We start from the raw sequence: 13400 nt of genomic DNA on the forward strand, positions 1-13400 counted from the left end.
CCGCTTCGCTCGGAATGACGTGCTGAGTTCCCTGCCTTTACCCTAATAATGCCACTACCTCCCCTATCACCGCATCATCCCGCATGATGCGGTTGTGGCCCAGGCCGGTAGTAGGGTGAAACATCAAGCCCGGCCAGTTGGCAGCAATTTCCTCGGCCTCGGCGAAGGGGATGCTTTCGTCGGCGTGGTCGTGGAAAAGCAGGGCGCGGCCGGCGGGAAAGTGGCACCCCACCTGCATGAGGCTGAAGCTTTCGGCGTCGCGGCCCTGCTGCTCCTGGATGTAGCGGCCCATGCGTGCTACTACGGCATTCGGAAGATGCAGAAAGGCCGCGAAACGCTGGGCCACGGCCGTGGTGCTGCCCGGGGCGGCCAGTAGGACCAGGCGCGGCAGCTGCCCTCCGGTGGCTTGGTTGAACTGCACCGGCACGCCCACAGTAGCAGCGGCCCCAAAGGAGTGCGCGACAACCGCATACACCTCGCCCAGGCTGTCGGCCACGGCTTGGATGGCACGGGCAAAGGCCGGCAGCGTAGTGCGCGAGCCGCTGGAGGCCCCGTGGGCCGGTCCATCGAGGGCCACTACGCGGTAGCCCGCCGCCACCAGCCCGGCCGCCATAGCTCCCCAGAAGCTGGCCCGGTGCTCCCAGCCGTGGACCAGCAGCACGGTGCGCCGGCCGGTGGGGTTCCACTCGTAGGCTGCGATGGTATAGGGCCCGCTCGGCACCGTGAAGCGCCGCGCCCCGGCCAGGGCCGCTGCTTCCCAAAGCTTCTCCGGCAGCCGCCGTGGCGTGGTGAAGATGCGCCAGGCCGCCCCAAACGCCCATTCCGTGGATACGGCCGCCTGCAGGCGCAGCTTCAGGCGCAGCAGTTTCAGGGCAGCGGGCTCTGGCGGGGTGGTTTGAACAAGGCCTTTGGTCATGCGGCAAAGCTACGCAGGGATGAAGTTGGGCAGGTCGCACAGCAGGGGCTTGCTTGGATGGTCATCGTTTAGGCTGGCGCTGCCTCAGCTTAGCTACGTGGGAGTAGGCAGCTTGGCAACCCCATCTGGGGCCCAGGATACTTAGTCGGTGCAACTTCCGGGGGCTAAAGCGGCTCTACTCTTTGGCCCCGCCCACGGCCCGCCCTTGCCCATCTTATACTATGCCCATATTTCCACGCCCCGCCTTGCTTCTGCTTGGCATTGTGGGGCTTATTTCCTGTCAGAAAGAGGCTGCTATGGCCCCCGCCCCCGAACAAGTGGTTCCCCTACGCGTGGGCAACACGTGGATGTACCAACGCTACTATTTTGATGACAACGGGGCCGTTACCGACAGCACTATTTTCACGCGCACAGTGCTGCGCGACACGCTTATTAATCAGAGTACCTGGTATATTCTCAGCAACCGCGACATTGTTCAGAACAACCAGAACGGGTACGTGCGCTACAACCCCAGCGACCCGGCCGGCATCATCCTCTACGCCAACGCCCGCTTTGGTGGCTCCATTGGCTACGGCTACGAATACCCCACCTACACCTTGTGGGTGATGACGTGGCGGGCCCCCGCGCCGGCCCCCGTCGCTACCTCCCGCCACCGTTACAACGCCATTCGTTACGCTATAGAGTGGCAGTATCAGTACCACAACCAGAGTCCCCCCCTTGTGCAAAAGCGCGAGGAATATGTGACGCCGGGCCTGGGTATGGTGCACGCCAACTACTACGCCCGCGAAACCGGGCAGCTGCAGCAGCGGCTGGAGCTTCTCAGCTTCACGCAGCCCTAGTCACTGCCTTGCTCACCAGGCTTAGGCGGGAAAGCTCTCGGCAGATGATGCCCGCTTGGAGCAGCCCTAAGGGGATGAAAACCCGGATTTCGCGGGGAAAACTGCGCAAATACTGCTACGTGTTTTCCGGGCGGCGGGCCCCAACTTTCCGCCACCACCGGCTAAAGTCTTGCTCAGCAGCACCTTGCCCCTTAGCCCGAGTCATGAAACCATAGCCTGGGCTGAGGGGGCGTTTAACGTGCCCGGGCATCCCGCGTATGCTGCTTGACCAGGTGGGGAAGCACTCCTTCCCTTCTCCCGGCCGAACCACCTACGCCCACCTTTTTCTACCTCGTTATGTTCGACAAACTGGAAACCCTCGACGATTTGTTCGAAATGCAGCTCAAGGACCTGTATAGCGCCGAAAATCAACTGCTAAAGGCTTTGCCGCTGATGGCGGAGAAAGCCAAGGATGGCCGCCTGCGGGCCGGATTCAGCAAGCACCTGCACGAAACCGAAACGCAGGTAAAGCGCCTCGAAAGAATTGGCAAAGCCCTAAACCTCGACCTGGAGGGCCATACCTGCAAGGCCATGGCCGGGCTGATTGCGGAAGGCCAGGAAACTATGTCGGAGCGGGCTACGGAGGAAGTGATGGATGCGGCCCTGATTGCCGCCGCGCAGCGCATCGAGCACTACGAAATTTCGGGCTACGGCACGGCTGCTCATTTTGCCGGGCGCCTCGGCCACGAGCAGGCCGCCGAGCTGCTGCGCCAGACCCTGGACGAGGAGCAGCTGACGGACACCAAGCTCAATGACTTAGCCAAGAACTACCTCAACCGCAAAGCAGAGTAACCTCCGGCTTCGGTCATGGCACCAACAAAAATGCCCGCTGCTAGCGGGCATTTTTCGTGAGGCTAAGTGGAAAAAGCAGCTGTACCAGCCAAACTGTTGCGTGCTCCGTAATTAACCGGAGGAAAAAACCAGCTTTCCAGCCTAAAATAAGGGTTTTCTCGACCATCTACTGCCCCTTGCGGCCGTTTAACTACACAGCAGCCTCCAGCCCGGAGCCGCTAGTATGCTTTGAGCTATTGCATTGCCTGCACCTCCCTGTTTGTGTCTTTTTCTGTTAACTGCCCTGGCCTGGTATTCCGCAAGTGAGAAGCCTCACCTGCAGGTGACTAGGCGCTAACCGCTTCTTTTTTCACCGCTGACTGCTGCAAGCCAGCAACCAAGCTGACCCTGGGTTCCGCAACTAAGAACCAGTACGGGCCTGCTGCGTCAGGATGAGCTGAGCTCTTTTTGCCCAACTCTGCGAGCATACCCGGCTAGCAGCCTTCCTGCTGGCAGGCCCCCAGGCTGACACTTGCCGGCTGCAGCCTGCCAACGTACTATTTGCTTACTGTTTCTCTTTTCATGCCAACCCATTCTTCCCAACCCAAGGGCCGCCTGCTCGCTATTGGCGGCCACGAACAACGCCAGGCGCCCGATCAGCAACCCAACGACGATGCCTCGGCCGAATTTATTCTGCAACGCTTTGTCGATGAGTTGCCGGCCAAGCGCACGGTTGTCGTTATACCCACTGCCTCGGAGGAGCCGGAAAAAGCTGCGGAGGCCTACGTTCAGGTATTTTCCTCCCTCGGAGTAGAGCACGTGGAAGTGCTCAACATCCAAAGCCGGGAACAAGCCAACGGAGCGGAGGCCCTCGACATCATCAACCGGGCCGACGGGGTGATGCTAACGGGTGGCGACCAGCTGCGTCTAACGGCCCTGCTGGGCGGCACCCAGCTCCTGACCCGCCTGACGGAACGCTACCAGCAGGAGCCCATCGTCATTGCCGGCACCAGCGCCGGAGCCGCCGCCATGAGCACGCCCATGATTTACCAGGGCCGCAACGACGCCGGCTTCCTCAAGGATGAAATTCATATCACGACCGGGCTCCAACTGTTGCGCGACGTAGCCATCGACACCCATTTTATTGCCCGCGGCCGCATCATCCGCATGGCCCAGATTATTGCCACCAACCCTGGCTGCCTTGGCCTGGGCCTGGAAGAAGACACGGCGGTGCTGGTCACGAAAGGCAACGAGCTGGAAGTCATTGGCAACGGCATCGTGGTGCTCCTGGACGGACATGCGTGTACCGGAAACACCATTTATGAGATTAAGCCCGGGGAAGTATTTTCTATACGTGACCTGCAGCTGCACTTGCTGGCGAAAGGCCAGTGCTATACGCTGCCGGGTTTCTAAGCCGCCCATGACTCTTCTTCTGTAGCCTACCGGAGCCCCGGCACAAACCGAATTTTTCGGTTTGTGCCGGGGCTCCGGTAGGTTAATATTTCGAGCAGTCAGCCCTTCCCGCGGCCGGTGGTGGCCCCGTTCTAGCTTTCGGCCCAGGTATACCGCCGCTCTTTCCAGACGATGGGCCGGGGCAGCACCGTATAGGCCAGCACCGCCACCGACATGGCCAGCAGGTAGAACTCGTAGAGCAGCAGCACTGGCAACGACTCCTGGCGCCCCGCCTGCCGGAGCGTGATGTGCAGAAAAATGGTTTGGAACAGCATCTTGGCCGCGTACAGGGCCGCTACCGTAGCACCCGGCAGGAGGCCCGGCCAGCCCAGCACCGTGTAAAAGACCCCATAAGAGCTGAATAGTACCCCCAGCTGCCAGGGCAACCGGCCGGCACCGCGCATCCACCGCTTGCGCTGGCGTAGCAATTGCCGCACCGTAGGCTGGGGAGCAGAGACGCCTAGCACGCCGGGCTCTATCAGGTTGCGGAACTGCCAGCCCTGGGCTACTACTCGCTCAAATAGCTGCACGTCTTCGGTAATGCTGAACGCCAGCGTTTCGTAGCCGCCAATGGACTCGTAGGCGGCCCGGCGCACCAGCATGTTGTTGCCCACGGCCGCTACGGGCAGCCCCCGGTCGGAAAGCAGCCGAATCAGGTTGAGGCCGAAAAGCCAGTCGAGGCCCTGCAGGCGGCCAAACAGGGAGCCATCGGCCGTGGTGATGCCCGTTACAATGCCCACTTCGGGGGTAGCGGCGGCCAGCATAGTCTGCACCCAGCGGGGCGACAGGGCCATGTCGGCGTCGGTGATAAAGAAATAGTCGGTGGTGGCAGCGCGGCTGAGTTGGGCCAGCACATTGCTTTTACCCCGCGCCGTGCCCAACTGCCCCCCAATGGGCACCAGACGAAATTGGGGTTTGCCGTGAATAAAGCGGCGTACCAGCGCCACGGTGTCATCGGTGGAGGCATCATCCCCGATCAGAATTTCCAATTGTTCGGCCGGGTAGTCCAGGGCCGCCAACGCCCCCAGGCACCGCTCGATATTCGCGGCTTCGTTGCGGGCGGCCAGCAGGATGCTCACCCGGGGCCCGGCAGCCAGAGCGGGAAGTTCTACCAGTCGGCGCCTGGCTACCAGGAGCAGCACGAAGCCATACAATCCAAAGAAGACACTAAAGAAAACGGCTGGGAAGAGCATAACGAAGCGGCGTAGAACGGCCCCAAGCTCCTGCACCCCTGGCATAGTAGGTTGGCTCTGATGCCGGCTGGTAGCATGGCAGGCAGGGCTGGGGAGGCAGCTTAGGGCTGAACAGAAAGCAGAAACGCTGGCCCCGCGAGAACCCCTAAAGTGGCCAGCTACTGGCTATACGCACCCATTTGGCCGAAACGACAGGCGAAAAACCCTTACTTTGCCGGGGAGAAACCAGTATTTCTCACTGCGTAATTATGCCTAGTGCTTTGTTGCCCGGCGTAGGCCAAGCGGCTCAGTTGTTCCCCGGCTGGCCCTGCTTCTACCCTATAAGGCAACAGGGAGAGGCTCCTCTAAAAATAACCGGCTGACTTAAAGGCAGCACAGTACCTTTACCGCCTTCCTGGTCTTTAGCTTGTTGCCTGTGTCTGCTGCCGCTGCCTCGTCGCACTTCCTGCTGATCCGCTGCCCCGATGAGGCCGGACTGATTTACAAGATTACCGGCGTGCTGTACGCCTACGGCCTCAATATTATCCGCAACGACGAGTTTGTGGAGCGCCAGGACACCTACTTTTTCATGCGCACGGAGGTAGCCGGCACCTTCGAGCCCGCCGACCTTACCGAGGCGCTACGCCAGGTACTGCCGGCCGCGGCCGAAATCCGGCTTTCCGACAACCGCCCCAAGCGCATTGTGCTGCTGGCCACCAAGGAGCACCACTGCCTGAGCGAGTTGCTCGTACGCCACGCCTTTCAGGAGCTGAATGCCCACGTGCTGGCCGTTATCAGCAACTACGAGGTGCTGGCCGATCTTACCCAGCGCTTTGGGGTGCCGTTTCACTACATCAGCCACGAGGGCCTGAGCCGCCCCGACCACGAAGCCGTCGTGCTGCAGGTGCTGGCCCAGTACCAGCCCGAGTTTGTGGTGCTGGCCAAGTACATGCGCATCCTGTCGCCGGAGTTTGTGGCCCACTACGCCAACCGCCTCATCAACATCCACCACTCTTTCCTGCCGGCGTTTGTGGGGGCCAGTCCCTACGCCCAGGCCTACGAGCGGGGCGTAAAAATCATTGGGGCCACGGCGCACTTCGTCAACGAGCAGCTCGACCAGGGCCCCATTATTGCCCAGAGCGTCATTCCCGTCGACCATACGCACAGCGCCCGCGAAATGGCCCAGGCGGGCCGCGACGTGGAGAAAATTGTGCTGGCCCGCTCGCTGAAGCTGATTTTCAACGAGCAGGTATTTGTGCACCGCAACAAAAGCATCATTTTCGATTAGTTGCCCGGCGCGCAGGTCGGCTACATCAGGTAGTACTCCCCGGCCCGGGCCGGGGCTGGCACATCGGCTTCCTGCAGCAGCTGCTTGAGGTTGATTTCGATGGTGCGCGCTATGGCTGTCACGGGGGTGTCGGTGGGCTTGTTGGTGAAGGGGTCCTGCAGGTAGCGGGCGGTGCGCTCCAGCAGAAAAAACGTGGAGGCCGTGACCAGCAGCACCGGCACTTCCCAGAGGCCAATGGTTTCAACCAGGCCCAGGGAAAGCGTCATCAGAAACAGGTAGATAAAGAAGTGCACCAGCAGCCGATAGCTCACGGGAAACACCGTGCTGTTGATGCGCTCAGCCTTGCCCATGGAGTCGCAGAGGCGCACGAGGGTGCTGTCCAGCTGCACCTGTTGGTAGGTGTTGATGGTCTGCTCCTGGTAAAGCTGTTTGATGTGCCGGGTGTGCAGGGAAAGCAACGCCAGGGGCTTGTTGGCGTGGCCCTGCGTGTATTTCACTTCCGCTTTGGGCAGGTACTTCACCAACGTAGCCGTCATATCCAGGCCGCGCAGGGCCTGGCCCAGGCTATAGCACCAAGCTATCTGCCGGTAGGCTATGCGCCGGAGCGGCGACTCCGCGTTGCCGGCCCCCAGCACGTCGTCGGGCACAAAGCCCATGATTTGCAGCACCAGACTGCGGGAGTCGTTTACGATGGCGCCCCACACTTTGCGGGCCTCCCACCACCGGTCGTAAGATTGATTGAGGGTGAAAGCCAGCAGCAGGGAAATGCAGCTACCGAGGATGGTGGGCAGTTGCAGGGGCACCCGGGGCAGGTAAGCAAAAAAGAAAAGCTTGAGGAGCTGGAATACCCCGGAAATCAGCAGCACGCGAATGATATCGGGCTTGATGCGCGTGAATATGTAGGAAATGGGAAGCTTGGTGTCGAGTAGCATACTTCAAGAAAACAGGTAACACCTCCCGGAGCAGGTAAACCCCGGCAGGAAGAATAGAGAAGAAGGAATAGCGGGCGGCGCCTACGGCACCCCCAAAGGCCCAGAGCTTACCAGCGGGGGCACCGCTAGCACCGTTCCGGCAGGGTGTGCGGCCTGCACGGCGTACAGAAAGGGCGTCAGCTGCAGGTCGCCCGGCAGCTGGCGGAGGCCGCCGGCGGCTACCTCGTACCGAAACTGAGTGTCGTACTCGGCAAAATCGCGGCGCACATCTACGGCCAGGTCGTGCAGCATGCCTTGAGCCTCATCGTACACCCAGCCGTGCACGGCCACCGGGGGCTGGCCCGCCGGCGTGACCAAGGCAGCCTGCAACTGATATACCTGTTCGATAATTCTGAGGGAAACCAGCCGGCGGCTGCGCTCCGGCTCCGCTTCCGGCTCCGTGACGTCGGCCAGCACCGGGGCCAGGGGCTCGGGGGTAGTGGCCTGGCCACGCTTACCGGTGGGTTTGCCGCGGGTGGCGCCCGGGGGCTCGGGACTGCGGCCGCAGTGCCCACACAGCACCAGGTGGTCTACGTGCAGGGTGTGCACGGCGTAGCGCAGTACGGCGTCCAGGCCCAGGGGCGTGCTTACCACCTGCATAGTGGTTGGGCTGGAGGCAAATACGTGCTCGGGCCCCGTAAGCCCGCTGGCAACCGGCTCCGGCAAGGCCTCGGAGTAGCCCACAAACAGAAACCGGGGCGAAGCCCCGGGGCTGGCAGCGCCATTGCGTAGCTTGGCTGCTACCCAGTGATAGGGACTGACAAACAACGAGTAGTAAGCCGCAAAGACTGCCACCCGGGGGTCAGCACTGGTTGTTTCGGTCAGGGAGCGGGCGTAGTCGTCGCCCTGGCGCAGCAGCAGCACCTGAATATGGTGCGGCCGGGCCCGTTCGCGAAACAACTCAATTACGCCTAGAATATCGGGGTCAATAAAAACGGAGTGGGTGCCATCCAGCACCAAGATGGTATGGGGGGCAACGCGGCTGAGCCGGGCCAAGAGGCTGGCCTTCTGCAAAAAAGACACGTTGCGCCCTAGGCGAATAACCTGGCGGCGTGGTCCTGCGGCCCCGGGGGCTCCCACTGCCGCCGGCTCCCGCAGCCCTCCGGTCCAGCCCTGCCGCAGCTTCAGCAGCAGCCGATTCAGAAGGTACCGCAGCCCTGGCCCGGCGGCACCGGCGGCGAGTAGTTTGTGGTTTGGCTCATCGGCGGCGGTATACATAGGCGAAGCAAAAGGCATGAGCGTGCCGGCGCTGTTTAGCGGCAGCGAAGAGGAAAGCTGAATGACCGGGGAGGCCGGGCCAGGGGCCCGAAGTAGAGGGACGAGGACGTCAGCTGGAAAGCGCAAGGAGTGTCCCTGCCAACAGGCCGCTGGACCTGCCGAAGCAGTGGGTGTCACCGTCACAAAGGTAAAGCTCAACCAAAAGCCGGGAATTAATATTGCATTATAACCGTCTTATATTTTCATTAAAATAAGAATAAAACGCTTTAATCTCGGCTGTGGCCGGGGGCGTTTTGCACAGCTGATCCACCCGCCCAACGCATCATGCTTCCAGCCGGAGCCGGGCCCGGGGCGCGGGGGCAGCCCTAAGCGGCTGGTACCGCAAAACGTAGGCGGGCGGCAGGTTCAGCAGCACGTGCTCCTGCCCTATCGGCTGAAAGAACCGCTCAAATAAGCGGGTGTTGCGCAAAGAATACTGAAAGAGAATGAGCTGGCCGGCCGGCAGCAGCAGCTCCCGGGTGTGTTCCAGAATGCGCCAGCCCAGGCGACGCGGCAGCGAGCTAAAAGGTAAACCACAGACGACGTAGTCGGGCTTGGGAAGTCCTAGTTTGCGCAGGTAGTCGCCGGTTTTATCGGCCGAGCCGTGGAGAATGTACACGTTGGCGTGGTCGGCGTAGCGCGCCTGCAGCAGCTGGCAGAAGCGGCGGCTTACTTCTACCAGTACCAGCACCGTTTCGGGCCGGCGCCGGGCCATCAGGATGTCGGTAAACACGCCCGTGCCCGGCCCATACTCCACAATGCAGCTGGCCGAGGAAAAGTCGATGGGCGCCGTGACGTTATCAGTCAGCTCCCGGGAGCTGGGCACCAGGGAGCCTACAGTAGCCGGGTTGCGGAGGAATTCTTCGAGAAAGGCCATGGTCAGAAAATCAGGACGGAATAAACCCTGGGGTAATTTGCCTCTGTACGGCTACAGGCCAGATTTGGGTGGCGTAGCGCCTGCCCTGGTAGCTCGTGCGGCTATTCCCCGATTGTACCGTATGTTTAACCCTGGCGCCCGAAGGTTACCCGGTGCTTTCTTCTTGGCTTTATCTTTCTATGCAGCTTCCCGGACTTATTATTGGCGGCGGTATTGCGGGCCTGACGACGGCCCTGGCCCTGCAGCGCCGGGGGCTGCCGGTCACAGTGTGCGAGTCGGCGCCCGAAATCAAGCCGCTGGGCGCCGGTATCTGGATGGCTCCCAACGCCATGCAGGTATTTCACCGCTTAGGCATTACCGATAAAATTAACGCCGCCGGGGTGCCACTGCGCAACATACAGGTGGTGGATGCCCGCATGCAGCCCATCATGCGCACCGACCAGGAGAAAATTCGGCGCCGCTTTGGCTACACCACCACCGCCATCCGCCGGGCCCGTCTGCAGGAAATCTTGCTAGCTGAGCTGGCTCCCGGCACCGTACAGCTGGCCAAAACAGTGGCGCACTTCACGCAGTCCAAAACGGGGGTTACGGTGGCCTTTACCGATGGGACTACCCTGCAGGCGGGCTACCTGATCGGGGCCGACGGCATCCACTCGGTAGTGCGGGGGCAGCTGTTTCCCGGGGCGCGGTTTGGCCGCACCGGCCACGTCGTCTGGCGGGGTATTTCACCGGTAGAACTGCTGCCCGAGTTTAAGCAGGCTATTATGGAAGTGTGGGCCAACGGGGTGCGCTTCGGCTTCTCCGAAATTGCCGACGGCCTCGTCGATTGGTTTGTGGGTGAGTATGCGCCCAACCCGGTAGCGTACCCCGAAGGGCTGAAGACCCATTTGCTCCGTTTGTTCGAAGGTTTTGCGTACCCCGTCGGGGCTATTCTGGCCGCCGCCGATGAGCCCCGTATTATCCGCAACGATATCACGGACTTCGACCCCATTCCCAGCTGGAGCCAGGGCTTGGTATGCCTGATTGGCGACGCGGCCCATGCCTCCACACCTTACATGGGCCAGGGCGGCTGCCAGGCCGTAGAAGACGCCTATGCTCTGGCCCAATGCCTGGAACAGGAGGCTACCGCCGAGCAGGCTTTTGCCGCCATGCAGCGCCTGCGCCGCGCCAAGGCCCAGTACATTGTGCGCACTTCCCGAATCATGGGGAAAGTAGGCTACTGGCAACATGCTTCGGCGGCTGTGCGCAACTTCGTCATCCGGGCCACGCCTCAGCTTATCATTGACGAGCAGTTTAGGCGGGTGTATTCCCTGAACTTCTAAAGCTCCTGGTAGAAGCGCCGGAGGTGGTCGGCTACCTCGGCGGCTCGGGTAAGTACCATCCAGTGTCCGGCCCCGGGCACCACCTGCACCCGGGCCTGAGGAATAAACGCCCGTAACGACTCCGCCTGCAACACGGGAAAGTGCTTGTCGTGCTCGGCCCACAACAGCAGTACGGGGCATTGCACCTGGCCGTACCACTCAGGCAGGCGCTTGAGCTGCCCCTCGTAGCCAGCACACATGCGCACAATGAAGTCGCGCACGGCTGGCCGGCGGAAAGCCCCCCACAAATCCTGACGCAGGGCCGGGCTGAGGCGGGTACCCCCTGGCGTAAATGTGCGCATGGCCCGCCCAAACACCAGCCAGGGCAAATGGCGCAGCAGGAGCTTGTTTATCCCAAAGCGCCGCAGCCATCTGATTTCCCAGGAGGTGGCAGCTGCCCCGTTCACCAGGGAGTTCATCACCACCACGCTACGCACCCGCTCGGGGTAGATGGCCGCAAATACCAAGGCCGGCTGCCCGCCCATGTCTTGCCCCACGAGGTGGACTTTGTCGAGCTCCCAGCTGTCGAGCAGCTCGCGGAGGCGCTTGGCCATAAGCAAGGGCGTTGCCCCACCGGGCCACTCGTCGCTGCAGCCCATACCAGGCCAGTCGAAGGCAATAACCTGCTTATACTGGGCCAGCTCGGGGGCCAGGGCACTAAACACCTGCAGGTTGTCGGGGTAGCCATGCAGCAGTACTACGGCCTGGCCCTGGCCCAGCCGGGCTACGCGCAGGCATTTGCCGGGCCGGGGCTGTTCAGTGGTGGTACTAAGCACGGCGCGGAAAGTCTTCGGCCAGACAATTTGCCGCCAACACGCCGGAAATGGCACAGAAGCTGACCCACTGCCCGGGGTGCGTGGCGCTGCCGGCCAGATATAGGCCCCGTATTGATGAGCTGCGGTGGGCTATACGGCCCTGGCGCATAAACTTAGCCGTCATCACCGGGTTCATGCTGTCGTGGTAGAGGTTGAATTCCTGCCCCCATTCGAAGGTAGTACGCTGGTGCAGCACCCGGTACTCCGCAATGTTTTCCTGCCACCAGGGCTCGGCCAGCAGCTCATCCATCAGCTGGTGCTGCCCTTCCGGCCCCAGGCTGGCGGCCGTGGCATGATCGAGGGGCGCAATGAGGCGGGCCGGATACCAACCATCCTGCGCTAGCTCGGGGGCCAGCAAACCCGGTTGTACAAAGGCCGTGCAGCCATTACCACGCAGCTTAAAGCGGATGTAGTACGGCGGATTCAGGCCCCGCACGGCCAGGTACACGCACACGCCCGGCGACTGTAGCGGCAGGGCTTCGAGCTTCTGCTTGTCGGTGGGCTTTAGCTCCTGCACCAGTTCCGTGTAGGTGCCGATGCCGGCTGAGTTGGAAATCACCGCCTCGGCGGCAATAAACTCTCCCATCGTGGTTTCCACACCAGTGACGGCACCGTGGCGGGTGCAAATGCGGGAAATTTTCGTGTTGTAGGAAATTTGCACACCCGCTGCCCGGGCCGTGGCTTCCAGCAGCTCCGGAATGGCCCGCATCCCGCCACTAGGGTAAAAGGAGCCCACTTCGTGGAAAAGGCCCGGGACAAAGGCCATGGGACTGGGCGCTTCCGACACGGGTTGCCCGGCAATGTGCGTCCAGATGCTGATGCCTTTGCGCACGGACAGAGGCAGCCCGGCCTGCTCCAGCACCGTACCCAGGGAGCTCAGCAGAAAGGGTACATGGCGCCACCCCCCGGCCCGCAGCACCTTCAGCGGCGTGGGGTGGTTCGTGAAGGTCAGCGGCTTCATGAGCTGGTGAATCCTGAACGTGCGTCGCACAAAGGCTGCATAGCGCGCCCCACTACCGGGCTCCTGAGCTTCGAAGCGGGCCGCCGTCGTAGTCAGGCTGCGGTCGAAGGCTGTGACGGAGCCATCTTCCTGCAACACATGGTACACAGCGTCGATGGGGCGTAGCGGCAGCGCTTCGTTTGGTACCTGGAGCTGCCGGAAAGCCCAGGCCAGCCCTGGCTGATCAAGCAGAATATAAGGGCCGGAATCAAATGAAAACCCCGCCAAGGTAAAGCCCGAGGCCAGTCCGCCGGCCTGTTGGCGGGCCTCCAGCAGCCGTACGGCATAGCCCAGCCGTGCCAGACGAATGGCGGCGCTCAGGCCACCAATGCCAGCCCCAATAACCAGCACTGGATTCGGCGAGGAAACATGTTCAGGCATGGGTGAAGGGGCTTCAGCTTGGGCGGAGAAAGATACGACCAAGCGGTACAATAAGACCGGGGCATGACTACCGAAAATTTCTGTTCCATTACGTATCCGATTAAGCCTCTTTACTTCCAGCTTTTTCGGAGATTAGCGCATCGCGTAAGCATCGGTTGCGGGCCTTCTCCGTTGGATGGCCCCCCTGGGCTTGGCTGTAGCAGCCAAGCCCAGGGGGGTGCTTAGACTGCTCTGCCAAAGCCAACGCCGGCCAGAAACAAA

Annotated in this window: 12 protein-coding genes; 5 read left to right on the top strand and 7 right to left on the bottom strand. The window is 61.7% G+C overall.

All coding sequences use genetic code 11. From position 1 onward, the window contains the following. Nucleotides 1-37 precede the first annotated feature (37 nt). Nucleotides 38-916 carry an alpha/beta fold hydrolase gene (locus HER32_RS02910; protein WP_168680395.1) on the bottom strand — a complete coding sequence of 293 codons (879 nt, stop codon included), beginning with the start codon at nt 914-916 and terminating at the stop codon, nt 38-40. A 221-nt stretch (nt 917-1137) separates the two neighbouring features. Between HER32_RS02910 and HER32_RS02915 the strand changes: the two genes are divergently transcribed. The 3 genes from HER32_RS02915 (at nt 1138) to HER32_RS02925 (ending at nt 3978) form a co-directional block, all read left to right on the top strand. Beyond that, nucleotides 1138-1755, top strand: a complete 618-nt coding sequence (locus tag HER32_RS02915; RefSeq protein WP_149069169.1) for a hypothetical protein — start codon at nt 1138-1140, stop codon at nt 1753-1755. A 336-nt stretch (nt 1756-2091) separates the two neighbouring features. Further along, the gene (locus HER32_RS02920; RefSeq protein WP_168680397.1) at nt 2092-2586 is read left to right on the top strand and encodes a ferritin-like domain-containing protein; all 495 of its coding nucleotides are present in this window, start codon (nt 2092-2094) and stop codon (nt 2584-2586) included. A 561-nt stretch (nt 2587-3147) separates the two neighbouring features. Further along, nucleotides 3148-3978, top strand: coding sequence for a cyanophycinase (locus HER32_RS02925; protein WP_168680399.1), 831 nt, complete (start codon nt 3148-3150; stop codon nt 3976-3978). Between the two features lie 131 nt (nt 3979-4109). Here HER32_RS02925 and HER32_RS02930 read toward each other — a convergent pair whose 3' ends face one another. After that, complete coding sequence (locus HER32_RS02930) at nt 4110-5210, bottom strand: glycosyltransferase (RefSeq protein WP_168680401.1); 1101 nt, start codon at nt 5208-5210, stop codon at nt 4110-4112. Nucleotides 5211-5625: 415 nt separating this feature from the next. Between HER32_RS02930 and purU the strand changes: the two genes are divergently transcribed. After that, nucleotides 5626-6477 (top strand): formyltetrahydrofolate deformylase, encoded by an 852-nt coding sequence (purU, locus tag HER32_RS02935; protein WP_168680403.1) that lies wholly within the window; start codon nt 5626-5628, stop codon nt 6475-6477. A gap of 20 nt (nt 6478-6497) precedes the next feature. Here purU and HER32_RS02940 read toward each other — a convergent pair whose 3' ends face one another. The 3 genes from HER32_RS02940 to HER32_RS02950 form a co-directional block, all read right to left on the bottom strand. After that, the gene (locus HER32_RS02940) at nt 6498-7409 is read right to left on the bottom strand and encodes a bestrophin family protein (RefSeq protein WP_168680405.1); all 912 of its coding nucleotides are present in this window, start codon (nt 7407-7409) and stop codon (nt 6498-6500) included. Between the two features lie 81 nt (nt 7410-7490). After that, nucleotides 7491-8666, bottom strand: a complete 1176-nt coding sequence (locus HER32_RS02945) for a carbonic anhydrase (RefSeq protein WP_168680406.1) — start codon at nt 8664-8666, stop codon at nt 7491-7493. Nucleotides 8667-8988: 322 nt separating this feature from the next. Then, complete coding sequence (locus HER32_RS02950; protein WP_168680407.1) at nt 8989-9582, bottom strand: class I SAM-dependent methyltransferase; 594 nt, start codon at nt 9580-9582, stop codon at nt 8989-8991. A 179-nt stretch (nt 9583-9761) separates the two neighbouring features. On the opposite strand from HER32_RS02950, the gene HER32_RS02955 reads away from it, so the two are divergent. Beyond that, nucleotides 9762-10904, top strand: a complete 1143-nt coding sequence (locus tag HER32_RS02955; protein WP_168680408.1) for an FAD-dependent oxidoreductase — start codon at nt 9762-9764, stop codon at nt 10902-10904. On the opposite strand, the gene HER32_RS02960 is transcribed toward HER32_RS02955, so the two are convergent. After that, nucleotides 10901-11719, bottom strand: coding sequence for an alpha/beta fold hydrolase (locus HER32_RS02960; RefSeq protein ID WP_168680409.1), 819 nt, complete (start codon nt 11717-11719; stop codon nt 10901-10903). The genes HER32_RS02955 and HER32_RS02960 overlap by 4 nt on opposite strands. Next, nucleotides 11712-13139 carry a phytoene desaturase family protein gene (locus HER32_RS02965; protein WP_168680410.1) on the bottom strand — a complete coding sequence of 476 codons (1428 nt, stop codon included), beginning with the start codon at nt 13137-13139 and terminating at the stop codon, nt 11712-11714. The genes HER32_RS02960 and HER32_RS02965 overlap by 8 nt, the downstream gene beginning before the upstream one ends. Nucleotides 13140-13400: the final 261 nt, after the last annotated feature.

The sequence above is a fragment of the Hymenobacter sp. BT18 genome (assembly GCF_012273015.1).
GTDB lineage: Bacteria > Bacteroidota > Bacteroidia > Cytophagales > Hymenobacteraceae > Hymenobacter > Hymenobacter lutimineralis.

Excerpts from the sequence above, each read along its gene's own strand:
- HER32_RS02965 (WP_168680410.1), bottom strand. The coding sequence starts at position 13,139 with ATGCCTGAACATGTTTCCTCGCCGAATCCAGTGCTGGTTATTGGGGCT.
- HER32_RS02910 (WP_168680395.1), bottom strand. The coding sequence starts at position 916 with ATGACCAAAGGCCTTGTTCAAACCACCCCGCCAGAGCCCGCTGCCCTG.
- HER32_RS02920 (WP_168680397.1), top strand. The coding sequence starts at position 2,092 with ATGTTCGACAAACTGGAAACCCTCGACGATTTGTTCGAAATGCAGCTC.
- HER32_RS02950 (WP_168680407.1), bottom strand. The coding sequence starts at position 9,582 with ATGGCCTTTCTCGAAGAATTCCTCCGCAACCCGGCTACTGTAGGCTCC.
- HER32_RS02930 (WP_168680401.1), bottom strand. The coding sequence starts at position 5,210 with ATGCTCTTCCCAGCCGTTTTCTTTAGTGTCTTCTTTGGATTGTATGGC.
- HER32_RS02915 (WP_149069169.1), top strand. The coding sequence starts at position 1,138 with ATGCCCATATTTCCACGCCCCGCCTTGCTTCTGCTTGGCATTGTGGGG.
- HER32_RS02955 (WP_168680408.1), top strand. The coding sequence starts at position 9,762 with ATGCAGCTTCCCGGACTTATTATTGGCGGCGGTATTGCGGGCCTGACG.
- HER32_RS02940 (WP_168680405.1), bottom strand. The coding sequence starts at position 7,409 with ATGCTACTCGACACCAAGCTTCCCATTTCCTACATATTCACGCGCATC.
- HER32_RS02945 (WP_168680406.1), bottom strand. The coding sequence starts at position 8,666 with ATGTATACCGCCGCCGATGAGCCAAACCACAAACTACTCGCCGCCGGT.
- HER32_RS02925 (WP_168680399.1), top strand. The coding sequence starts at position 3,148 with ATGCCAACCCATTCTTCCCAACCCAAGGGCCGCCTGCTCGCTATTGGC.